Source organism: Streptomyces sparsogenes (assembly GCF_001704635.1).
Classification (GTDB): Bacteria; Actinomycetota; Actinomycetes; order Streptomycetales; family Streptomycetaceae; genus Streptomyces; species Streptomyces sparsogenes.
The window spans coordinates 1-21,618 of record NZ_MAXF01000153.1; the positions used below are offsets into that span (position 1 = coordinate 1).

The window sequence follows — 21,618 nt, forward strand, 5'->3', positions numbered from 1 at the left end:
CGGGCATCGGTCACTCGGATACGGACGACGTTCGGCCATGACCCGGGGACACCGCTGGCCGGGGGCGTGCGCCCAGGCGTGCAGTGCGACCAGCAGGAGCACGTTCCGCCGGCTTCTTGGCCTTGATGACCCGGCGGCTCACCCGGCAGCCGGTCCACCCCACTGCCGCGGATCCCCGGCCGACGGCAGCGGTTCAACTTGCGTGACGATCAGTCCGTCTCGTGCCGCTTCGCCCGCACCCACGCTGTGGCGTCCTGCTGCGGTAGTCGCCGTGATCGGCACGGCGCCCGTACGGCAGGCGCTGCCCATGTCCTCCATCGTTTCCTCGCTGCCCCGCGCCTGCTCCAGCTGGGTTTCGACTACATCCTGGCGGTGGTGACCGGAGACGACGCCCAGGCCGCGCGGCTCGTGCCCGAGGTGCAGCACCTGCCGGGGCTGTTGCCGGGCATCGCGGAACTGATCATGTTCCCCCGTGACCGCGTTGAACGACAGTGCCGCCCCTGAGCCGACTCTTTCGCCCTGGACGTGGTCGGTGTCCCCGCCGGCGGCCGACGCGTTCACTCAATTACGGAAGGAGTTTCGCCTGGCTCGCCCACTGCCGGAGGTCGCCGCAGGTTGCGGTTGTTGTCCGGCTACGGCTGGCCAGAGTGTCGAAGGTGGCACGTACCTGGCTGCCGAGGTAGGCAAACACATGAGCCGCGCGGCCGGTCTGGTAGGCGAGCAGCCGAAAGGCAGCGAGATTGTGTTCCTCCATGTCGTCGTCCGCCTGCGCGGGCGCCGCAGACAGGAACTCGTAGTCGCGCCTATTCATGACGGTATGGGCGACGGTGCGCAGTGCCGTGGCGTGCAGGGCTTCGACAGTGGACGGGCGTCCGGCCGCTGCGGCGTCCAGGATGACGGTGTGCATGGTGAGTGCTGCGAAGGTCCCGAGCAATCGCTCCCCCTGGGGCACGTCCAGGCCGCGTTCGCGGAAGTCGTCATGGCGACGATCACGCCGCCAGGTTTCCTGGTCGATCAGGGGCAGCAGACATCGGCTCAGGGCGCGGCACTCGCGCCAGACGACGTTGTCACGGGCACTGTTCATAGCTGCTGAAGCCCTCTCGAGAGGTCGCGAGGGAGAACATCTACATCGACAAGGCGAGCGGCGCGAAGTCCTCCCGCCCCAAGCTCGACCTGATCATGCAGGTGTAGCCGGGGGGTGACACGCTGAAGGTCGGCTCGCCCGGTGGGGTCAGTTGCGGGTGACGTTCTCAGTGAGCAGGCGGAGCAAGTGCTTCGCGGTGGCGTCCTGCTCGGGTGTCAGACCCATGGCCTCGCCGATGGCCAGCGGGACGGCGCGGGCCTTCTCCTGAAGGTCCGCGCCGGCCGGGGTGAGGCGTACGGCGACGGAGCGTTCGTCCTCGGCGCGTCGTTCGCGGCGAATCAGGCCGCCGGTCTCAAGGCGCTTGAGGAGCGGCGAAAGGGTGCTGGATTCCAGCTGGAGCGCTGTGCCCAGCTCCCGTACGGAGACCGAGCCCTGCTCCCACAGCACCAGCATGACGAGGTACTGCGGGTAGGTCAGCCCCAGCTCGTCCAGCAGTGGACGGTAGCGGGTCGTGACCGACCGCGAGGCCGCGTACAGGGCGAAGCAGAGCTGGTCCTGAAGCAGCAGCGAACCCACTGCGGCGTCGTCGCGCGCGTTCTGGTCCATGAGCGCCGTCCTTACCTCTGATGTTCGGCCAGGTACATCCTACCCATTCCAAGCGCCCGCGACTATGTCTTGCTCGATTAAGTTGTGCGCGACTGAATCGAGCGCTATGGTGTTCTCGTGACCGCCGAACGGCCGGATACATCGGTCGCCGAGGCCACCGCCCCGGCATCAGCCCAAGGAGTCCCCATGCCCGAGAACATCACCGGCCCCGCACTGGAACCGGCCGCCGCCGCATTCTCCGAGGCCACCGCCAACCCGCCGTATCTGTTCGACCTCGGTCCGATCGAGGGCCGCAAGGCCGTCGACGAGGTCCAGTCCGGCGAGATCGCCAAGCCCGAGATCGCCGAGGAGTGGGTGACCGTGCAGGGCGGGCCCACCGGCACCGTCCGGGCGCGCATCGTCCGTCCCGTCGGTGCCGCCGGTCCGCTGCCCGTTGTCATCTACATCCACGGTGCGGGCTGGGTCTTCGGCAACGCCCACACCCACGACCGCCTGGTGCGCGAACTCGCCGTCGACGCTAACGCCGCGGTCGTCTTCCCCGAGTACGACCTCTCGCCCGAGGCCCGCTACCCCGTCGCGATCGAGCAGAATTACGCCGTCGCCCGCTGGGTCGTCACTGACGGCGCTTCAAAGGGCCTGGACGCCAGCCGGATCGCGGTGGCCGGTGACTCCGTCGGCGGCAACATGGCAGCCGCGCTGACCTTGATGGCCAAGCAGCGCGGGGACGTCCCCCTGGTGCAGCAGGTGCTCTTCTACCCGGTCACCGATGCCAACTTCAGCACGGCCTCCTACCGGGAGTTCGCCGACGGACCCTGGCTGACCCGCAAGGCCATGAAGTGGTTCTGGGACGCCTACGCCCCCAACGCCGAGGATCGCAAGCAGATCCTCGCCTCGCCACTGCGCGCGAGCCTCAACCAGCTCAAGGGCCTGCCCAAGGCCCTGGTCATCACCGACGAGGCCGACGTCCTGCGCGACGAGGGCGAGGCCTACGCGGGCAAGCTCCGCACCGCCGGCGTCCCCGTCACCGCCGTCCGCTACCAGGGCATCATCCACGACTTCGTCATGCTCAACGCCCTGCGCGAGACGCACGCCGCCGAGGCCGCCATCGCCCAGGCCATCGCAACCCTGCGCACCGCACTCGGCACCGCCTGAGCGCGCTCAGCCACATCCGGCGCCCGTAACACCCCCGCACTACACCCGGCCGGACCGCCCGGGTCCCGCCTCAGTACCCGCGTGGCGCGCACCCTGCACCACGCACCAGGAGTTCCCCATGCGCACCGCACCTGTCCGAATCAACCGCAAGATCGCCGTCGCCGCAGCAGCCGCCCTCATCGCCGGGGTGACCATCACCGCCCACGCGTCGGCCTCACCCGCCGCACCGTCCGCCACCACGACCGCCCCGGTGCTGGAAAAGGACGCCCAGGCGTTCGCCGACGCGGCCGCGAAGAACCCGCCCATCTACACCCTGTCCTACGGCGACGCCCGCAAGGCACTCGACAGCGCGCAGGCCGGCCCCGTGGACAAGCTCCCGGCGGACATCAGCCACCGCACCCTCAAGGTGGGACCCACCGGCGAGGTGACCATCCGGATCGTCCGTCCCGCCGGAGTGAGCGGCAAGCTCCCGGCCGTCATGTACTTCCACGGCGGCGGCTGGGTCCTCGGCAACGAGAACACCCACGACCGGCTGGTGCGGCAGATCGCCAACGGAGCCCGCGCTGCGGTCATCTTCGTCGACTACACGCCCTCGCCCGAGGCGCGCTACCCCATCGCCATCGAGCAGGCGTACGCGGCCACCAAGTGGGTCGCCGAGCACGGTGACGAGATCAACGTCGACGGCTCCCGGATCGCCGTCGCCGGCGACAGTGTCGGCGGCAACATGACCGCCGCCGTCACCCTCATGGCCAAGCAGCGCCGCGGCCCTGCCCTGCGCGAGCAGGTGCTCTTCTACCCGGTCACCGATGCCAACTTCAGCACGGCCTCCTACCGGGAGTTCGCCGACGGACCCTGGCTGACCCGCAAGGCCATGAAGTGGTTCTGGGACGCCTACGCCCCCAACGCCGAGGATCGCAAGCAGATCCTCGCCTCGCCACTGCGCGCGAGCCTCAACCAGCTCAAGGGCCTGCCCAAGGCCCTGGTCATCACCGACGAGGCCGACGTCCTGCGCGACGAGGGCGAGGCGTACGCCGCCAAGCTCCGCGCCGCCGGCAACGACATCACCACCGTCCGCTACCAGGGCACCATCCACGACTTCGCCATGCTCAACGCCCTCGCCCACACCAACGCCGCCAAGACAGCCGTCGACCAGGCCAACCACTTCCTCTACACCGGCCTTCACAGCGGCTCCTGACCCCCGCTCCAGAGCGGACCGGCTCCGGCCGTGCCGCCGAGCCCGGGCCCGCGGCGGGGAGCGTGAGGACCAGTTCGACCTCCCCCGGCGCACGGGACGGCGCCGCCATCGACGCGGCCTTCGCCCAGCCGCAGCCGGTCGGCAGAGCCAGTGGAGCGTGGTCCGCAGCCCGCCCGCGGGCCCAAAGACCCAGAGAAGCATCAGAGATGCCGCCGCGCCCTTCCCTGACCCGCTAAGTAGCGGGTCAGGGAAGGGCGCGGCGGCATTCGCGCATCAGGTGTCCCGGTGGCCACACGTATCCACGGTCCGCCCTCAAGCCGGAAGAAATCGCTCCGGAGGCGGCATTCCCGAACGTCGGGCCTGTGTCCTGCCCGGCTGCTGGCCGTGACGGTGACAGCGGCGTCCGTGACCGACCGCGAGAGCTGAGCGAGCCGTGCGGGCCTTGCCAGCCGATCAGAGGGCGTGCCGTACGAAGGGAGAGTTCCACGGCTCGGCCTGTCCGCTCGACCGACGGCGTCCCTGTGCCATGGGCCACCGCCTGCTGCCTCCGCGACCTCACGGGGAGGAGGAGTATCCGCTGGAGGCGACCCATTGTCGGGTGAGGTGGGTGAAAGCCCGGGCGGCAGCGCTTTGGTAGGAGCCCGAGCGGCAGAGCAGAGTGACAGTGCGCTCGGGCAGAGGCGGGTCGAGGGGGACGGCACGCAGATGCGGGTGATCCCGGGCGATGGCCTCGGGCAGCACAGATGCCAGAGGGGTGCGCTGGATCATTTCGGCGACGGCATTGATCGAGTTGGCTTCCATCGCGATGCGCGGTGTGGTGCGGTGCTGATCGAAGTAGGTGTCGATGTGCCTGCGGGTGGCGAAGTCGCTGCTGAGCAGGGCCAGGGGGCGGCTTTCCAGTTCGCGCACGGGTAGTGGGTCTGTCCGGTCGGCGTAGGGGTGGTGGGTGCCGACGACGAGGCTGAGGGCTTCGGTGAACAAGTCGTCCGTGGTGATGCCGGGCAGGTGGGCACCGCGAAAGGCGATCCCGAGGTCGAGGTCGTCGGCAAGGAGGGCGGACTCAATGCGGTCCTGCGTCATCTCCCTGATGCTCAGGGTGATGTCGGGATGACGGACGTGGAACTGTCCGGTGAGGGGGCCGATGAGGTAGGCGGTGAAGGTGGGGGTGACCGCCAGGCGCAGACTGCCGCGGGAGAGGTCGGCCACGTCGTGGACGGCGCGTTCGGCAGCGGCGAGTTCCTGCAGGGCGCGACGGGCGTAGTGGACGTAGGTCTCGCCGGCGTCGGTGAGGCGCACGGCACGACCCGTACGGTCAAGCAACTGCGTGCCCATCAGGCGTTCCATCTGTCTGATCTGCTGGGACAGGGTCGGCTGGGAGATGTGCAGGATTTCGGCGGCGCGGGTGAAGCTGCCTTGTTCGGCGACGGCGAGCAGATAGCGCAGATGACGGAGTTCGAAGCCCATGACATCACTATAGATGTAGCCAATAGATCTTATATTCAGGGCGTCTTGGACGCTATAAGCACAGTTCATGCATGGTGGATTTCGTCAACCCGCACCAGTCGGGCACTGGCCGAAAGGAGTGATCATGCAAGACCTCGCCGAGGGAGTCGCGCATTTCCAGCGGGGCGTCTTCCCCGCCAAGGCGGCGCGCTTTCAGCACCTGGCCACCACGCACCGGCCCAGCACCCTGTTCATCAGCTGCTCCGACGCCCGCGTCATACCGGAGCTGATCACACAGAGCGAGCCGGGCGAGCTGTTCGTCATCCGGACGGCCGGGAACCTGGTGCCCGCCTACACCCCGAACGCTGATGGGGTCGCGGCGAGCATCGAGTACGCCGTCGCCGTCCTGGGCGTGTCCGGCATCGTCGTCTGCGGGCATTCCGCCTGTGGCGCGATGACCGCCCTGGCGGACGAGCACGACCTCGCCGCCCTGCCGGCCGTCGCCCACTGGCTGCGGCATGCGGAGGCCTCCCGGGTCCGTACGGCCTGTGCCGAGCCCGGCGAGGACAAGGTGAGCGTCCTGGTACGGAACAACGTGATCGCTCAGCTGGCGAACCTGGCGACGCACCCCAGCGTCGTCCGGGCACTGGCGGCGAAGACCCTCACGCTGCGCGGCTGGGTCTACGACATCCCCACCGGCGCGGTCGACCAGCTCGACCCGGTCACGGGTTGCTCCGCCGCCCTCGCGGCCTGAGCTGCCCTGGCCCTTTCGTCCAGGCCGCCGTCCGGCGGCCTGATCCCCTGACCGTATGACTCCGCTGAGCTCGCTGTAGGGCGGGCCGGCATGTTGGAAAGGAGCACCCTCATGGTGCACGCTCAGTTCGACCCTGCCGCCCGGCAGGCCCTGGCCGCTGTGGTTGTCGAGGCCAAGACGCGCAAGGACCTGACCTGGCAGGAGATCGCCGACGCCAGCGGCCTGTCGGTCGCGTTCACGACCGCCGCCCTGCTGGGCCAGCATCCGCTGCCGGAGGCCGCCGCCAGGGCGGTCGCCGAGCTGCTGGACCTGGACGAGGAGGCGGCAGTGCTGCTGCAGGCCATCCCGACCCGGGGCTCCATTCCCGGCGGCGTCCCGACCGACCCGACGATCTACCGTTTCTACGAGATCGTCCAGATCTACGGCACCACGCTCAAGGCCCTGGTCCACGAGCAGTTCGGCGACGGCATCATCAGCGCGATCAACTTCAAACTCGACGTCAAGAAGGTCGCCGACCCCGAAGGCGGCGAGCGCGCGGTGATCACCCTGGACGGCAAGTACCTGCCCACCAAACCGTTCTGATCCGGCGATCGGCCATGCCGGGGCCGTGTGGATGAGGCGCCCGGTGGTCCCGCCGTCGGCTTCGAGTGATCGGAGTTGCCGCCGCGGACCGCTGCCTGCGGACGTCTGCGTTGCCCCCGGCCTCGTGTTCACGTAACGGGGCCAGGGGGACACCGGCGACGCGATCGCGTGAGCATACGGGGACGGTGACCGCGCCCCAGGAGCGCCGGGTTCCGGTGACCGCACAATGGGCCCGTGACCCATGCTCCGATCGCTCGTCATCTGCTCCGTGCCACGGATCTCGCGGATGCCCGCTACTTCGAGGCACTCACTGTCGCCGACATGGCTCGGCCGCCGCGCTGTCCCCGGCCCACTTCAGCCGCTACTTCAAGGCGGCGTTCGGCGAGTCGCCACACCAGTACCTGCTGACTCGCCGCCTGGAGCGGGCCGCCGCCCTGCTGCCTGCGACCGACTGGACGGTGACCGCGATCGGCGCCGCCGTCGGTGCGCGGAGTATCGATTCGTTCACGACGAGTTTCCGCAGGACGTATGGGATGACCCCGCAGACGTACCGGGCGGCGCACCCGCCCGCCGCACGTCATGTGCGCATCCCTCGCTGTGTGGCGATGGCCTGTGGACGGCCGCGGAACCACACGTTTCGAGAAGACGTGACGGACCTGTGGGTAATAGGTCCGTTCACACGATGCCCCGCCACCTGAACGCGCTTGGCTGGGACATCTCCCACACTCAGTCGAAGGGCACCGCCATGCCACCCATCCCCCCACCGCCGACCATCGTGCTTGTGCACGGGGCGTTCACCGATGCCTCATCCTGGGCGAGGGTCATCAGCCTCCTTCACGCCGCCGGACTGACCGTGCGCGCCCCGGCGAACCCACTGCGCGGCCTGGCGCAGGACGCCGCATACATCAGGAGCGTGGTGCGTGACATCGATGTCCCCGTCGTGCTGGTCGGCCACGACTACGGTGGCGCGGTCATCACACACGCCGCAACCGACGCCGACAACGTCGTGGCCCTGTGCTATGTCGCGGGGTTCGGCCTCGACGCGGGCGAGTGCGTCCTGGACATCACGAACCGCTTCGCCCCCGCGCCGGTGGCTGACGCGACCTTCGCCGCCGCCCTCCCCGCCCAGATTGCCGGCGGCCCGGACAGCGAGCTCTACATCAGTAAGGAGCGATTCCCGCAGGAGTACGCCGCCGACCTGCCGCCCCGCGTCGCCCGTGTGATGTCCGTGACACAACGGCCGATCGCCTGCGGCGCGCTGACCGGTAGATCGGGCCCCCCGGCATGGGCCTCCACGCCGTCCTGGTACGCCATCGCGAGCGCCGACCGACTGCTCAACCCCACCGCTCAGCGCTTCATGGCACAGCGCATGGCGGCCACCGAGTACGTGCTGGACGGTTCACACGCCGTGGTGCTGTCGCAGCCCGACGCCGTGGTCGCGATGATCCGGGAAGCCGCCGAACAGAGCACCGGTCGCGGCAGCGGTGACTGGCTTCGACAAGCCTTCTGAGCAGGTGAAGGCGCCACCGTGATCCCGGCGGCCGCACTGCTCGTCGTCGCTCAGCGCTACGTCACCGCCGGCGCCACCAGCGGAGCAGTCAAGCGGGGTTGCCCGCTGCCTAGCGTCGGTTGCAGACGACCGACCGAGGAGCGCCCATGACGACTATCAACATCACCAATGCGCAGTTCTGGGTGCACGACCAGGACGCGGCGCTCGACTTCTACACCTTCTACACCGGGAAACTCGGGTGGGAGGTGCGGGCGGACGTGACGATGCCGGCATGGAGTTTCCGGTGGCTGTGCGTCGCCCCGCCCGGCGGGGACGGTCCGGCGTTGGTGCTGATGCCGGTACCGGGGCAGCCGATGCTGGATGAGGTGAGCAGTGCCCAGTTGTCGGATCTGGTGGCCAAAGGCGCGGGTGGCACGTTGTTCCTGGAGACCGACGACTGCAAGGCCGCGTATGACGAGTTGTCCGCCCGTGGTGTCGAGTCAACGATCCGCCGACGGCGCAGCCGTACGGGATCGACACGTCGTTCCGGGATCCGTCGGGCAACAACATCCGGCTCACGCAGGTGCTGGAGTTCGATCCGGAACGGCACTGACCCAAATCCGCAGGGAGTGCTTCCTTCTCTCAGCAGCTATCGGGAAATGCATGACCGCCGGCACAGCCACGCTTCCCGAGCCTGGGCGCCACAGGTGCTCGCGCTGAGGAGGCAGAGGCCCGGGCCTGCTCCGCCACGAGATCGGCCAGGTTGGTTGAGGAACGTCGCACGTGAGCAGACCACGGCAGTGTCGCTGGGACTCTGCGGGTTCGGGGTGTCGGCGGCCCGCGACCGGAAAGCTACGCGCCAAGGCGGTCCGTACCCGCGCCGATCATCGACGCCCCGGCTGCCGGTCAGCGTGCCGTCAACATCTCCCGCGCCCGCTCCGGACACTGAGCGAACAGGCCGCGGCGCCACACTCAGCACCTTGTGGCCGCCGCGCAGCATCACCGCCCTCGGTCAAGCGGTCCTTGCTCCCAGCCGGGCAGGGCCAGGCTGCCTCGACGAAGGACCTCACCGGGTGGTGGTACCCCCGGGGGAAACGGGAGCCGGGTTGTGAGCCAAGGCGACCGCCTGCTCCGGCAGCGGCGATGCTGCCGCGTGAGCGACCGGCAGCAGGACGCGCGCGGCATCCCTGGCGTGCCGGGCCGGCTCCGGGGACCCGGAGATGGCCGCCGTGGTCATGGCGCCCTCCGCGAGGAGAACGAGCTGGTCGGTCAGCCAAGCGGGCGCGTCCGCGGCGGCCACGAGATCGGCGAGACAGCGCCGGAAGGCGTCCTTGTGAGCCTTCGCGATATCTGCCACCTCCTGCGAGGTCGCTCCCAGCTCGCCGAAGGCGTTGATGAAGCCGCAGCCGCGGAAGTCCGGCTCGTTGAACCAGAGGAACAGCCAGTCGAAGACCGCCAGAACCCGCTGCTCGGGTGCGTCGTAGGTGTCCACGTACTCGGCCAGATTGCGGAGCCACCTCGCGTCCCGCCGCCTCAGGTACGCCTCGATCAGGGAATTCTTGGAAGGGAAGATCTGGTACAAGCGCTTGAGGGGCACGCCGGAGGCGGTGCGAATCGCATCCATTCCCACCGCCTGTATGCCTTGGCGATAGAACAGATCCTCGGCAGCGTCGAGAATCCGCTGCTCAGTCGCCTCAAGCTCCACTTTGATCACCCCATCTGAGAAAACGCCCGTTCTCCCACGGTACAGTGCGCCGGGCGACAGGGTGTATTCCCCGTACGGACCCGGTCGCCCCTCTGGCGGCCTGTGCGGGGCGGAGCCGGGAGTGCTGCCCGCCGCCTGCTGCCCGCTGAAGCGAGCGCAGGTCCTGCCCGGGGCGCATCCGCCGGCAAGGTGGCGACGCGAAGACCGGCGCGGTCCCGCCGGCGCCCCCGTTCCTCGCGTGTTTCGGTCCAGTCCGCCAGGTATTCGACGATGCCCACGCCACGGCCGTGCTCATCATGGGCATCAGGGCGGCGAGAGTGAGGCACGGATGCCGAGGCGCCGGAGTCCCTCGATGCACACGGCTCGGCCTTCGAAGGTGAGGCTCACGATCATGTCGGCCCGGCCGTGCTGGGCCGCATTCCCCGCGAGCTCGCCGACGACCAGCAGGACGGAGTCCTGATCCTCCGGGGCAACGAGAGAGGGCATGGGAACGCACCCTTGAACTTTCCAGGCCCCGCGTCAGGAGGCTTACAAACGGCACCACGCCAAGCTCCCCGCCACCGCCATACGGACCTGGAATGGGAGTTCATCGAGCGCTGCCTGCCGATCGGCAGGTTCGGCCCGTACCTCGAGCGGCCACGGCGGCAGTTCGAGGGGTTGCTCTGGCGGTTCAAGACGGGCGGCAGTGGCGGGAGATGCCGGGCGAGTTCGGTGCCTGGCCGACCGTCCACAACCGATTCCGGCAAGGGAGAGACGCCGACGTCCTCGAAGCCCTGCTGGAGGGGCTGATCGCTGAGGCCGCGAAGCGGGGTGAGATGGACTTGTCCCTGGTCACTGGTGCGACGAGGACGGGAAACCGCCCAGGAGGACCAGCTTCGGTGCGCCAGGCTCACCGGCTTCCCGGTAGAACACCCGGTATACACCCACGTCGATGGTGCGGAAGCTGACGGTCATGGCCATTCACTCATTGCTGTGCCATGCTCAGGCGCCGTCATGGGCGCCTTGGGACGTGCGGTGGTTTCAGGCGAGGGGGAGGTCGTGCCCGGGGCCGCGCTCGCTGTCGGTGCGGGGGCCGAAGTAGCGGCGGTCTTCCTCGTTGATGGGCAGGTCGTTGATGCTGGCCTCGCGGCGGCGCATCAGACCGTTGTCGGCGAACTCCCACAGTTCGTTGCCGTAGGAGCGGAACCACTGGCCTTCGGCGTTGTGCCATTCGTACTGGAAGCGGACGGCCATCCGGTTGTCACGGAAGCCCCACAGGCTCTTGCGCAGGACGTAGTCGAGTTCGTGTTCCCACTTGTTGGTGAGGAACTCGGTGATCTCTTCGCGGCCGGTGACGAGGGCATCGCGGTTACGCCAGGCGGAGTCCTCGGTGTAGGCGAGGGCGACCTGACGCGGGTCGCGGGTGTTCCAGGTGTCTTCGGCGGCTTGGACCTGGGCGAGGGCGCTGTCGATGTCGAACGGAGGGAAGATCGGGCGGCTGTCGGTCATGGCGGGGCGGTCCTTCATTGTGCGGTGGGCTGGTCGGCCAGCGGCGGGTTGTCGGGGGCTGCGGTAACTGTGTCGGCCTGGAGCGGCAGCGGGCGGCCGGCCACGAGATGGCGGGGGGTGAAGTGGACGCGGCGGCCGGTGCGGTCGTCGTCGCCGGGGATGCCCGTGCGGGTCCATTCCAGGGCGGCCCGGCCGGACAGGTGCAAGGTGCGGCCGGTGGTGAAGTCGCAGAAGAGCAGGGCGGCGGTGGGGTCGGCCTGAAGATTGCCGAGGGTGTTGAACATGTTGTTGCCCCAATAGTCGGGCCACCACAGTCGTCCGTCCTCGACGCGGACGAATCCGGGAGGACCGCCGCGGTGTGAGGCGTCGTTGCCGCGGGCGGGGTGGGTGGTGCCGATCAGGAAGGTGTCGGACCGGCGGATCAGGCCGATGTCGCTGGCGGCGAGGGTGTCGGCGCTGCGGACCGGCCCCCCGCGAGGGATACCCGCGGGCGTGGCGTGGAGTTGCCGGCTCTGGATGTACTGGGGGCAGTTGCCGTATGCCTGCTCCACATCGATGCGCAGGCCGTCGCTCCCGGTGGCTGAGAGGGTGCCGTTGATCCGCAGGCGTCTGCGGGTGGCGAACTCGACCACGATCAGCCCGACCTGCTGGGCCGCCGGTAGGTGATGCAGTGGGTCGCCTTCGGCGGGCAGTGCCCGCACGGCGAGGGCTGCCGACGAGGCGACGTGGAGGAACCCGGGCGGGCCGGTGAGTGGGGAGACCCACAGCGTGCCGTCCATGGCGCGGGCGGTGATCGCGGCGAAGGTCCGCTCGGCCAGGAATCGGGCCAGGCCGCCGCGCAGTTGGGCGGGGGCCAGCATGCCGGAGAGCCGTGCCGCGTCTCTGGCTACGCCTGCCTGACGCTGGACGGCCAGCTCGCCCTCGTGGAAGCCCGCTGGGGTGCTACGCGCCGGGTCTGTCATCGTTCTTCCTTCCACGGGCGGTCGGGGATGTCGCCGACCGGCGGGCGAGGGGGGCCGCCGGCCTGGCCCTGGTCGGGGGGGGTGGGGCCGGGCCGGCGGGGCGGGTGCGGGTCAGACCGCGGAGCGCGGTGTGACCACGGGCCAGTCGTTGTCGACCTTGGCGAGGATGTTGAAGTAGTTCGTCAGGACGTTCAGGGCCAGGTGGCCGACGACCTCGCCGATCTCGGCGTCCGAGGCGCCCGCGTCGCGCGTGGCCTGCAGGGCGCCGTCGTCGACACGGCCGTGACCGCGGGCGATGGCGTCGGACAGAATCAGTAGTGGACCGATGGAAGAACGTCGCCGAGCTCGTTCAAGCTGTCCCCCGCTCTGCACCTCAACACTGGAGAAAGGGTCGGAAAGCCTCTACCGAGGACCAGCCTCACGTGCGCCCTGCTCACTTGCTCACTGGGTGGCACCTCGGAGGGAACGGAAGCTGGGCTGTGAGTGAAGGCGGCCGCGTGCTCAGTCAGCGGGGGCGATGCCTGTGTGAGCGGTCCGCAGCAGGGTGCGGGCGGCGTCCTTGGCGTGACGGGCGGGCTCTGGAGACCCGGAGATGGCCGCTGTGGTCATCGCGCCCTCGGCGAGGAGGACGAGCTGGTCGGTCAGCCACGCGGGCGCGTCCGCGGCGGCCACGAGATCGGCGAGACAGCGCCGGAAGGCATTCTTGTGGGCTTTGGCGGAATCGGCCACAGCCGGGGAGGTCGCTCCCAGTTCCCCGAAGGCGTTGATGAAGCCGCAGCCGCGGAACCCCTGCTCGTTGAACCAGAGGAACAGCCAGTCGAAGACCGCCAGAACCCGCTGCTCGGGTGAGTCGTAGGTATCCACGTACTGGGCAAGATCGCGGAGCCACCTCGCGTCCCGCCGCCTCAGGTACGCCTCGACCAGGGAATTCTTGGAAGGGAAGATCTGGTACAAGCGCTTGAGGGGCACGCCGGAGGCGGTGCGGATCGCATCCATTCCCACCGACTGAATGCCTCGGCCGTAGAGCAGTTCCTCGGCAGCGTCGAGGATCCGCTGCTCAGTCGCTTCGAGTTCCACCTCGATCACCCATCCTAGAAAACGAACGTTCTCTTACGGTGCAGCGCGCCAGGTCGCACGGCATATTCCCGGGTGCGGGCCAGCTCGTCGCCGTACGCGCCTGCCCGGATCAGGGCCGGGCGTGTTGCCCGCTGCCCACTCAAGCGAGCACAACGTCCGCCCGGGATGCCCCGGCCGGTGCGGTGGCGACGCGCACACCGGCGCGGTCCCGTCGGCGATGCCGTTCCTCAAGCGTCTCGGTCCAGTCCGCCAGCAACTCGACGATGCCCACGCCGCGGCCGTGCTCATCATGGGCACCGGTGCAGCGAGGGTGGGGCGAGGGCGCCGTGGCGCCGGAGTCCGCAACCTCGATACGCACGGCGCGGCCTTCGAACGTGAGGCTCACGATCATGTCGGCCCGTCCGAGCTGGGCCGCATTCCCCGCAAGCTCGCCGACGACCAGCAGGACGGAGTCCTGATCCTCCGGGACGACGTCCCATCGGGCCAGCAGGGACGCGGCGAAGTGGCGGGCGGTGTGTACCCAGCGCTCCTCGGCGGGAAGGGCGATCATGCCGTGCCGGTGCATGCCCGTACGACCATGGGCCAGCGCCGGGGTCACAGGGGCTGTCCAGGGCTGCTCGCCGGACAAGGGCAGCGCCATCGGCGGGGGTTGCGCTGCGGTGCGCGAGAGGGTCATGGGAACGCCCATCCGAACTTTCCGAGCCCACATCAAGAGGCTCATGTTCTGCAGCTTCTTTGCCCTCGGCCCTGGACTGGGTCGGCCTCAGGGCCGAGGCGGCGGTCCTGCGGCACTCGCGGCGGCCGAACCGGCAATCCGTCCGGCCAGCGCTGACAGTGTCGTGAGCCTCCAACTGAGAACGATCATTCTATCAATTGAGATCAGCCCATAGAACGATCGTTCTCAGCGCAAGAGGATGCGTTGAACTGCCGAAATCTGGAGCAATCCCCCACGCTCACCGCAGGTGAGAGGGCCTTCAAGGCCTGCGAGGGAATCCGGAGCCCAAAGCCCTCCAGGTACGCGGCGGCCCCTGCCGCAGGTACAGCCTCACGCACGAACGGCCACGCCAGGGATCCGGAGTCGGGCCCCGATCCACGGCGCGGGGGCGGGCGGTCAGAGGCCGAGGTCGCTCAGGCCGGGGTGGTCGTCGGGGCGGCGGCCGAGCGGCCAGAAGTACTTGCGCTCCGACTCCTTGATGGGGAGGTCGTTGATGCAGGCGTAGCGCAGCCGCATCAGGCCGTTCTCGTCGAACTCCCAGTTCTCGTTGCCGTAGGAGCGGAACCAGTTGCGTGAGTCGTCGCGCCACTCGTAGGCGAAGCGTACGGCGATGCGGTTGCCGTCGAAGGCCCACAGCTCCTTGATGAGCCGATACTCCAGCTCCCGGTCCCACTTGCGGGTGAGGAAGGAGATGATCTCGTCACGGCCGGTGGCGAACTCCGCGCGGTTCCTCCAGCGCGAGTCCACGGTGTAGGCCAGGGCGACCTTCTGCGGGTCGCGGGTGTTCCAGCCGTCTTCCGCCAGGCGGACCTTCTCGATGGCGGTCTCCCGGGTAAACGGCGGGAACGGAGGGCGTGCTTCGTCAGTCATGTCGCTTCCTTTGGGTCTGTGCGGTATCGCCGCCGGCGGGGTGTGCGTTCCGTTGACGCGGGTGCACCGTCTCGAGAACGGACGTTCTCACCGACAAGCACAACCGTACGGGAACGATGGTTCTCGCGCAAGACCGACACGACCACGACCTGACAGCCCTCCCCCCTGTCGGGTCATCGCGCGCAGACGCCTCGGCCGGTGGAGCGGTACTTCCGGGGCGAGCCACCGTGAGCGGGGTCGCGACGAGGAGTCGAGGGCCGGGCCCGCGAACTCGCAGCCGCCCTGCACGGAAACCTGGCGCCGCTCGCCCGCGCGATGCCTACCGCATCCTGACCAGCCGCCTTCAGGACTCAAGATCATCACGTGGCGGCTTTTGGGCTCACCTTGGCTGAACCCGAGGAAATCCCCACCGGATGCTCAGCAGACGGACGGACGTGCTCTGTTGATCCCCCCACCTCGGATCCGGGAGTGGGGTTGCATCAGGTCGTGGGCACGCCAACTCCCACCGTGCCGTCGGACGAGGTGTTCCCCGCCTCCCAGGGCGCCTGAGAGCCGACATGACGCAGCCGCGGTCTAGTCGCCCGGATGAACGAACGGCTCGCTGGTCCGGTACGGTCGGGAGTTCTGGCTCTTTGGCATAGGACATAATTCTTTTGGCCTATGCCAAAGGTTATGGTCGTGGGAGGAGGTGGTGCTCGGTGCGAATCAGCGGGATGACGGCGACAGAGATCGCGAGCAGTGTGCGGGACCTGATCGCGTCGGGTCAGCTGGCGCCGCAGGACCTGCTCCCGCCGGTGCGCAAGCTGGCCGAGGAGCTGGGGGTGAACCGGAACACGGTGGCCTCGGCGTACCGCCAGCTGGTGGCTGCCGGCGAGGCGGAGACCCGTGGCCGCGGCGGGACTGTCGTGACAGGGGTGCCGCAACTGGCCAGCGAAGGCGCGTGGTTCGGCGGCCGCCTGATCGATCTGGCCAGCGGCAACCCCGACCCGGAACTGCTCCCCGATGCACTGCAGGCGCTCCGGGGTGGTGACTACCGGCCCGCACTCTACGGCGCACCGTCGGTCGATCCGGACCTCGCCGGCTGCGCGGCGGAACAGTTCGCGCCGGACGTGTCCACGGACGGCTTCCGGATTCTGGTCACGCACGGCGCGGTCGATGCCACGGAGCGGCTGCTGACCGCATATCTCACCCGGGGCGACGCGGTCGCGGTGGAGGATCCGTGTTTCCTGGCCAGTATCGGTACCCTGCGGCTGAACGGTCTGCGCACCGTCGCGGTCCCGGTCGACGAGGCAGGGATGCGGCCGGAGGCCCTGCGGGCGGCGTTGGAGGGCGGGGTGCGGGCGGTGGTGTGCACGCCGCGGGCCCACAACCCGACCGGTGTGAGCGTCACCCGCGAGCGCGCCGCCGAACTGCGGTCGGTCCTTGCGGCGCATTCCCAGGTCCTGGTCATCGAGGACGACCACTTCTGGGCCGTCTCCAACGCGCCGTACCACCGGATCACGCCGTCCGAGGTCTCCCGGTGGGCGCTGGTGCGCTCGGTGTCGAAGTTCCTCGGGCCGGATCTTCGGCTCGCGCTCGTCGCGACGGACGAGGAGAGCGCCGAGCGCCTGCAGACGCGGCTGAACACCGGGACGACGTGGGTGAGCCGGCTGCTGCAGCACGCGGTGTACCGGCTGGTGAGTGATCCGCAGGTGCACGAGCTGACCGCCCGCGCGCGCGACGCCTATGCCGAGCGCAGCGCGTTGCTGCTGGCCGAGCTGGCTGAGCGGGGCATCGGCCGTCCGCCCGGCTACCGGCCGGACGGCCTGAACGTCTGGGTGCCACTGGGCACGGAGGCCCGCCCCATCGCGGATGCACTGGCACGACGAGGGTGGGCAGTCCAGCCCGGCCACCTCTTCGCAGCCAAGGCCGGCACCAGCCGGGAGATCCGGGTAACCACCTCCACACTCACCCCGCAGCAGGCCCGCGAGTTCACCGCCGACCTCGCCGCCGTCCTCCCCGTCCACCCCACCTGACCCGGCCCGGCCATGCCGTCGGCGGCATGAGCTACCGCAGCGCACCGCTCCCATCACACACAGAGACAGAGAGGCTGGCACAGTCATGCGTACCCACATCGTCGTCCACGAGGCGTTCGAGGCCCCCGGGGCCTTCGAGGACTGGGCCAGATCCCGGCGCCACTCCCTCAGCATTTCGCGGGTCTACGAGGGGGACGCGCTGCCCGCGTCCGGACAGGACATCGACCTGCTGATCGTAATGGGCGGCCCCCAACAGCCCAGCACCACCGTCGAGGAGTGCCCGCACTTCGACGCCGCCGCGGAGAAGGCCCTCATCTCCTCCTGTATCAAGGCGGACAAGGCCGTCATCGGCATCTGCCTCGGCGCCCAGCTCGTCGGTGAGTCCCTCGGCGCCGCCTGGGCGCCCAGCCCGAACACGGAGATCGGATCCTTCCCCGTCACACTCACCGACGCCGGCCGCGAGCACCCCTTCCTCGCCGGCTTCGGGGACTCCTTCCACACCGGCCACTGGCACAACGACATGCCAGGCCTCACCGACCACGCGACTGTGCTGGCCACCAGCGCCGGATGCCCCCGCCAGATCATCGCCTACAGCCGCTACGTGTACGCCTTCCAGTGCCACATGGAGTTCACCCCCGACTGCATCGAGGCCCTGATCGAGCACGGCGAGAAGGAACTGGCCGCGCTCGCCGACCGGCCATTTGTCCAGCAGCCCGACCAGCTGCGCGCCAACGACTACACCGAGATGAACGCCATGCTCATGACGTTCCTCGACCGGCTCGCCGCGGACTACACCGCGCGCTGACGAGCGGGCCGCTGAAACAGACCGGTGCTGCTCAGGACGCCACGGCCGCGCAGACCGCGTCAGCGGGCCTGGTTCAGTGCCCGGGTCAGTTCCCGGTTACTGAACTCGAAATCGTGATGTCGGGCGAAGTGGGCGGCGTCTGGCGCTGCTGAGGCAGACCGGCCGGCTACCGCGGATCGACAGGGCGGCCCCGTGGCCGTGAGGCTGGACAGATGACGAGACGATCTCCCGGTTCCGGGAATGTTCAGGCCATTCTCTTCGACTCCGGTGGTGTGCTGATGCGTCCGATCGGAGGCCGGTGGAACCCGCGTGCGGACTTCGAGGAGACCGTCCTCGCTCACGATCCGTCGATCACGAATGACCGGTTCGCCGCCGCGATCGCCGCCGGAGACCGGTTCTTCGCCGCTTTGTCCTCGACCCCCGACTACGACGACTACCACCGCGTGGTGCTACGCCACCTCGGGATGGAGGCCACCTCGCAGCTCCTGGCCGATCTGCGCCGTGAAGTCCCCGCGGACGGAGTGCTGGAGCTGTACCCGGACGTGAGGAAGACCCTGGAGGAGCTGAGCCAGCGGCAGGTGCGGATGGCCGTGGTCTCCGATGCCTGGCCCGACCTGCCCGGCCTGCACGCGGCATTGGGCATCCACCATTTCTTCGAGGCCTACGCGATCTCCGCCAAGTTGGGCTGCAACAAGCCGGATCCGCGCATGTATCACCACGCCAGCACCGCGCTTGGCCTGACGCCCACGCAATGCCTGTTCATCGACGAGGATCCCGACCTGGTCCAAGCGGCCATCGACCTCGGTTATGCGGGGCGTGCGATCCGCCGGGACTCCCCGCTCCCGGACATTCCTCCCGTCCCGTCCATCGCAACTTTGACGGAACTGCCGGAGCTTTTCTGATCATGCTTCGCTCAAAGGTCCAGAGTGAGCCCGGTAGCAGCGAGGCAGCCGTCGACCAGGTCAGAGCGGTACTGGATCTTCTTGAGCCGGCGCTTGACGGCCGTCGTGATCTGAGTGAGGCCAGCGGCGGCGAGGTTGCCGATGTCGCGCTTGATCATCGACCAGATGCCCTCTTGCGGGTTGAGGTCAGGTGCGTAGGCCGGCAGCTGGAACACGGTGAGCCAGTCGGCATTCACTACAATGAACTCCCGCATTCTCGCCGTGAGGTGGAGCCGGACGTTGGGGAGTCCTATTAGCGAGCGAATCATCCGAAGGCCGAACTGCCCGCCCCACGGAGCCCAGTCCCCTGCCGCCGCACGGAGTTTACTGCCACCCGAACTCGCCGTCTCGCAAGTACGGCCTTCGTACGTGTGTCATTCCCAGGCGAGTTGTCCGCTGAGGTTGAGCCTGCGGGTAAGGGACGTGGCTGTGGCTCGCTGGAGGATGCGGTGTCCGAGTGCGGTGAAGCGGCGCCGGGTGTGGGTGTTGGCCACGGCCCGGTGCACGGCGGTGGGCTGGCCGAGAAGCACCACGCCGCGGCGAGCGCGAGTGACAGCCGTGTAGAGGAAATTGCGCTGGAGAAGCGGTTCGGCCGATGTTGTGACAGGGATGACGACGTAGGGGAATTCGCTGCCCTGAGAGCGGTGAACCGTCAGCGCATAGGCGTGGAGAAGTTCATCGAGGTCGCTGAAGGCGTAGGGCACGGTTTCGCCGTCGTTCAGCGTGACGGCGAGTTCCCGGGTTTCGGTGTCGATGGCGGTGATGGTGCCGGTGGAGCCGTTGAAGACGCCGGTGCGGCCGCGGTGCGGCTGGTTGCGGATCTGCAGGACACGGTCGCCGAGACGGAAGACGACTCCCCCGTGGTGATGTTGCGGCCTGTCCGGTGAGGGTGGGTTGAGCCTGGCCTGGAGACGGGCGTTGAGGGCAAGGGCGCCGGCTGCGTGGCGCCGGGCAGGGCAGGGCACAGAACCTGGATGTCCTCGGGCGCGGCGTCGAAGTGCTGCGGGATGTGGGTGGCGACGAGGTCCACGACGTGTTGGACGATGGCTTCGGGGTCTTCGAGGGAGCGGCAGCCGAACACGCCGGGGGCTGGTTGCGGTAGCTGGCCGCGCAGGATGCGGTGGGCGTTGTCGATGATGGCTGCGCTGTCGGTGTCCTGGCGGAAGACGTGGGTGAGCTTGGTGCGGGGGAGGTCGGGGACGGCGAGGAGGTCGCGCAGGACTCGGCCGGGGCCGACGCTGGGCAGCTGGTTGGTGTCTCCGACCAGGAGAAGGTGGCAGCCGGTGCGGATGGCCGCGGCGAGCTGGGCTGCGAGTTGGACATCCAGTATGGAGGCCTCGTCGATGACGACCAGGTCAGCGTCCTCCAGCAGACTGCTGTGATCCGCCTGGGGCGGCGTGTCGAGTAGGGGCCTGATCAGGCGGTGCACGGTCATGGCCGCGTGACCCGTGGCCTCTTCCATGCGTTTGGCGGCTTTCCCGGTCGGGGCTGCCAGCGCGACAGAGATACCCGCCTGACCGGCGAGGGTGACCAGGGTGCGCAGCAGGTGGGTCTTGCCGCAGCCTGGGCCTCCGGTCACAACGGACAGTGGCTGAGTGAGGGCGGACAGGACGCCTTGTTGCTGTTCGCTGGTCAGGCTGGTGGGGGCAGTGTGGGTGAGGAGGGTGGCCCGGTCCGCGTGGTCGGCCAGGGTGGGCGGGGCGTGGTGCAGGCGCAGGATGTCTTCGGCCAGTCCTGTCTCGGCGCGGTGCACCCGGGCGAGGCTGACGACTGTGACCGCGTGGAAGTCGTCGCCGTCCTCGAGGACGGGTGTGGGGAGGTCTTCGATGACCGTCTCGCCGCGGCCGCGCAGGACTTCCAGGGCTTGGCGCACGATGGGGTCTTCGAGGATTTCTGTGGTGGTGGGGTCGTCGTCGGTCAGCAGGTGGCGGGTGCGGGCGAGGAGGAGGCGTTCGGGTAGGTGGCAGTCGCCGTGGCTGCGGGCTTGGGTGAGGGTGTGGAGGAGGGCGGCTTGGAGGCGTTGGTCGCTGTGTTTGGGAATGCCGCTGGCGAGGGCGATGCGGTCGGCGGTTTCGAAGCCGATGCCGTGGATGTCGCGGCATAGCTGGTAGGGGTTGCGGCGGATGATCTCCATGGGGTTCTGGTCGGCCTTGCTGTAGGTCTGGTGGATCTTCACGGCCAGGTGGGCGGGGATGTTGAGGCCTTGGAGGAAGACCATGATCTCGGCGATGGTCTTCTGGGTGCGCCAGGCTTGGCTGATGCGTTCCAGGCGGGTGGGGCCGATGCCGTGGACCTGCAGGAGGTGCTGGGGTTCGGTGTCGATGATGTGGAGGGTCTCCTCGCCGAAGTGGTTGGTGATGGCGGTGGCCAGGGTTTTGCCGATGCCGTGGATCATTCCGGAGGCGAGGTAGAGGCGGATGGCGCGGGTGGTGGCGGGCCAGGTCCGCTCGCAGGTCTCGGTTTTGAACTGTCGGCCGTAGCGGGGGTGGTTGATCCATGTGCCGGTCAGGCGCAGGCTCTCCCCCGGCTGGGTGCCGAACAGTGCCTTGCCGACGGTGGTGACCGTGCGGGAGGTCGGTGCGTCATCGGTAACGGCCAGGCGGAGGATGGTGTGGTGGTTGTAGGTGACGTGGATGAGGTGGTCGACGACTCCGTCGATGCGGTCGCCGGATGGTGGGGCGGGCGGCACGGTCATGGGGGGTGTTTTCTCGCGCGGGTTTATCCGGTTGTTGTGC

General features: G+C 68.8%; 24 protein-coding genes and 3 pseudogenes. 11 read left to right on the forward strand and 16 right to left on the reverse strand.

Annotated elements, in window-relative coordinates; all coding sequences use genetic code 11:
* Window positions 1-138 precede the first annotated feature (138 nt).
* From BBH68_RS41615 to BBH68_RS30825, 3 genes are all read right to left on the reverse strand, one after another.
* Window positions 139-561, reverse strand: coding sequence for a hypothetical protein (locus BBH68_RS41615; RefSeq protein ID WP_141713090.1), 423 nt, complete (start codon window positions 559-561; stop codon window positions 139-141).
* A 4-nt stretch (window positions 562-565) separates the two neighbouring features.
* Window positions 566-1,084, reverse strand: a complete 519-nt coding sequence (locus BBH68_RS30820) for a hypothetical protein (RefSeq protein ID WP_065967029.1) — start codon at window positions 1,082-1,084, stop codon at window positions 566-568.
* Between the two features lie 147 nt (window positions 1,085-1,231).
* Entirely contained in the window at window positions 1,232-1,690 is a 459-nt protein-coding gene (locus BBH68_RS30825; RefSeq protein WP_174589113.1) for a MarR family winged helix-turn-helix transcriptional regulator, read from the reverse strand.
* Window positions 1,691-1,876: 186 nt separating this feature from the next.
* Here BBH68_RS30825 and BBH68_RS30830 point away from each other — a divergent pair, with 186 nt between their 5' ends.
* The gene (locus BBH68_RS30830) at window positions 1,877-2,842 is read left to right on the forward strand and encodes an alpha/beta hydrolase (RefSeq protein ID WP_065967030.1); all 966 of its coding nucleotides are present in this window, start codon (window positions 1,877-1,879) and stop codon (window positions 2,840-2,842) included.
* Window positions 2,843-2,960: 118 nt separating this feature from the next.
* Window positions 2,961-4,037 (forward strand): alpha/beta hydrolase, encoded by a 1,077-nt coding sequence (locus BBH68_RS30835; RefSeq protein WP_104531446.1) that lies wholly within the window; start codon window positions 2,961-2,963, stop codon window positions 4,035-4,037.
* Between the two features lie 555 nt (window positions 4,038-4,592).
* Here BBH68_RS30835 and cynR read toward each other — a convergent pair.
* Complete coding sequence (cynR, locus tag BBH68_RS30840; RefSeq protein ID WP_065967031.1) at window positions 4,593-5,501, reverse strand: transcriptional regulator CynR; 909 nt, start codon at window positions 5,499-5,501, stop codon at window positions 4,593-4,595.
* Between the two features lie 124 nt (window positions 5,502-5,625).
* Between cynR and BBH68_RS30845 the strand changes: the two genes are divergently transcribed.
* The 5 genes from BBH68_RS30845 to BBH68_RS44590 all read left to right on the forward strand — a co-directional run bounded on the left by BBH68_RS30845 (window position 5,626) and on the right by BBH68_RS44590 (window position 9,417).
* Window positions 5,626-6,234: a carbonic anhydrase gene (locus tag BBH68_RS30845; protein WP_065967032.1), complete on the forward strand. Its 609-nt coding sequence runs from the start codon at window positions 5,626-5,628 to the stop codon at window positions 6,232-6,234.
* A 111-nt stretch (window positions 6,235-6,345) separates the two neighbouring features.
* Entirely contained in the window at window positions 6,346-6,816 is a 471-nt protein-coding gene (cynS, locus tag BBH68_RS30850; protein WP_065967033.1) for a cyanase, read from the forward strand.
* A gap of 215 nt (window positions 6,817-7,031) precedes the next feature.
* Window positions 7,032-7,514, forward strand: coding sequence for a helix-turn-helix transcriptional regulator (locus tag BBH68_RS39890; protein WP_245738383.1), 483 nt, complete (start codon window positions 7,032-7,034; stop codon window positions 7,512-7,514).
* Window positions 7,499-8,326, forward strand: coding sequence for an alpha/beta fold hydrolase (locus BBH68_RS30855; protein ID WP_245738384.1), 828 nt, complete (start codon window positions 7,499-7,501; stop codon window positions 8,324-8,326). Before BBH68_RS39890 ends, BBH68_RS30855 begins: the two co-directional genes overlap by 16 nt.
* Before the next feature lie 146 nt (window positions 8,327-8,472).
* A complete protein-coding gene (locus BBH68_RS44590) occupies window positions 8,473-9,417 on the forward strand; it encodes a VOC family protein (protein WP_425428865.1) in 945 nt (314 codons plus the stop codon).
* Here the strand turns inward: BBH68_RS44590 and BBH68_RS30865 are convergent.
* Window positions 9,372-10,010, reverse strand: a complete 639-nt coding sequence (locus tag BBH68_RS30865) for a TetR/AcrR family transcriptional regulator (protein ID WP_079151308.1) — start codon at window positions 10,008-10,010, stop codon at window positions 9,372-9,374. The two genes, BBH68_RS44590 and BBH68_RS30865, sit on opposite strands and share 46 nt — an antisense overlap.
* A gap of 303 nt (window positions 10,011-10,313) precedes the next feature.
* A complete protein-coding gene (locus tag BBH68_RS43495) occupies window positions 10,314-10,496 on the reverse strand; it encodes an ATP-binding protein (RefSeq protein WP_245738385.1) in 183 nt (60 codons plus the stop codon).
* 92 nt (window positions 10,497-10,588) lie between these two features.
* On the opposite strand from BBH68_RS43495, the pseudogene BBH68_RS43500 reads away from it, so the two are divergent.
* Window positions 10,589-10,774 (forward strand): annotated as a pseudogene (locus BBH68_RS43500) (transposase); the annotation flags it as partial.
* A gap of 67 nt (window positions 10,775-10,841) precedes the next feature.
* Here the strand turns inward: BBH68_RS43500 and BBH68_RS44115 are convergent.
* The 7 genes from BBH68_RS44115 to BBH68_RS30900 form a co-directional block, all read right to left on the reverse strand.
* Window positions 10,842-10,964: an alpha/beta fold hydrolase gene (locus tag BBH68_RS44115; protein ID WP_281182501.1), complete on the reverse strand. Its 123-nt coding sequence runs from the start codon at window positions 10,962-10,964 to the stop codon at window positions 10,842-10,844.
* 66 nt (window positions 10,965-11,030) lie between these two features.
* On the reverse strand, window positions 11,031-11,498 hold the full coding sequence (locus tag BBH68_RS30875) for a nuclear transport factor 2 family protein (RefSeq protein ID WP_065967035.1): 468 nt from the start codon (window positions 11,496-11,498) through the stop codon (window positions 11,031-11,033).
* A 14-nt stretch (window positions 11,499-11,512) separates the two neighbouring features.
* Entirely contained in the window at window positions 11,513-12,460 is a 948-nt protein-coding gene (locus BBH68_RS30880) for a pyridoxamine 5'-phosphate oxidase family protein (protein WP_065967036.1), read from the reverse strand.
* Window positions 12,461-12,571: 111 nt separating this feature from the next.
* Window positions 12,572-12,832, reverse strand: a complete 261-nt coding sequence (locus BBH68_RS30885; RefSeq protein ID WP_065967037.1) for a carboxymuconolactone decarboxylase family protein — start codon at window positions 12,830-12,832, stop codon at window positions 12,572-12,574.
* Window positions 12,833-12,961: 129 nt separating this feature from the next.
* On the reverse strand, window positions 12,962-13,537 hold the full coding sequence (locus BBH68_RS30890) for a TetR/AcrR family transcriptional regulator (RefSeq protein WP_065967058.1): 576 nt from the start codon (window positions 13,535-13,537) through the stop codon (window positions 12,962-12,964).
* A gap of 139 nt (window positions 13,538-13,676) precedes the next feature.
* Window positions 13,677-14,258 (reverse strand): ATP-binding protein, encoded by a 582-nt coding sequence (locus BBH68_RS30895; protein ID WP_245738386.1) that lies wholly within the window; start codon window positions 14,256-14,258, stop codon window positions 13,677-13,679.
* 390 nt (window positions 14,259-14,648) lie between these two features.
* Window positions 14,649-15,122 (reverse strand): nuclear transport factor 2 family protein, encoded by a 474-nt coding sequence (locus BBH68_RS30900; RefSeq protein ID WP_065967038.1) that lies wholly within the window; start codon window positions 15,120-15,122, stop codon window positions 14,649-14,651.
* Window positions 15,123-15,835: 713 nt separating this feature from the next.
* Here BBH68_RS30900 and BBH68_RS30905 point away from each other — a divergent pair.
* From BBH68_RS30905 to BBH68_RS30915, 3 genes are all read left to right on the forward strand, one after another.
* Complete coding sequence (locus tag BBH68_RS30905) at window positions 15,836-17,137, forward strand: aminotransferase class I/II-fold pyridoxal phosphate-dependent enzyme (RefSeq protein ID WP_065967039.1); 1,302 nt, start codon at window positions 15,836-15,838, stop codon at window positions 17,135-17,137.
* Between the two features lie 85 nt (window positions 17,138-17,222).
* Window positions 17,223-17,942, forward strand: a complete 720-nt coding sequence (locus BBH68_RS30910) for a glutamine amidotransferase-related protein (protein WP_065967040.1) — start codon at window positions 17,223-17,225, stop codon at window positions 17,940-17,942.
* A 212-nt stretch (window positions 17,943-18,154) separates the two neighbouring features.
* Window positions 18,155-18,844, forward strand: coding sequence for an HAD family hydrolase (locus tag BBH68_RS30915; protein ID WP_065967041.1), 690 nt, complete (start codon window positions 18,155-18,157; stop codon window positions 18,842-18,844).
* 11 nt (window positions 18,845-18,855) lie between these two features.
* Here the strand turns inward: BBH68_RS30915 and BBH68_RS30920 are convergent.
* The 3 genes and pseudogenes from BBH68_RS30920 to BBH68_RS30925 all read right to left on the reverse strand — a co-directional run.
* Window positions 18,856-19,125: pseudogene (locus BBH68_RS30920) on the reverse strand (transposase); the annotation flags it as partial.
* A 132-nt stretch (window positions 19,126-19,257) separates the two neighbouring features.
* Window positions 19,258-19,848, reverse strand: a complete 591-nt coding sequence (locus BBH68_RS42255) for an ATP-dependent DNA helicase (RefSeq protein WP_158080416.1) — start codon at window positions 19,846-19,848, stop codon at window positions 19,258-19,260.
* Window positions 19,848-21,578 (reverse strand): annotated as a pseudogene (locus tag BBH68_RS30925) (AAA family ATPase); the annotation flags it as partial. The pseudogene BBH68_RS30925 and the gene BBH68_RS42255, both read right to left, overlap by 1 nt.
* Between the last annotated feature and the right edge of the window lie 40 nt (window positions 21,579-21,618).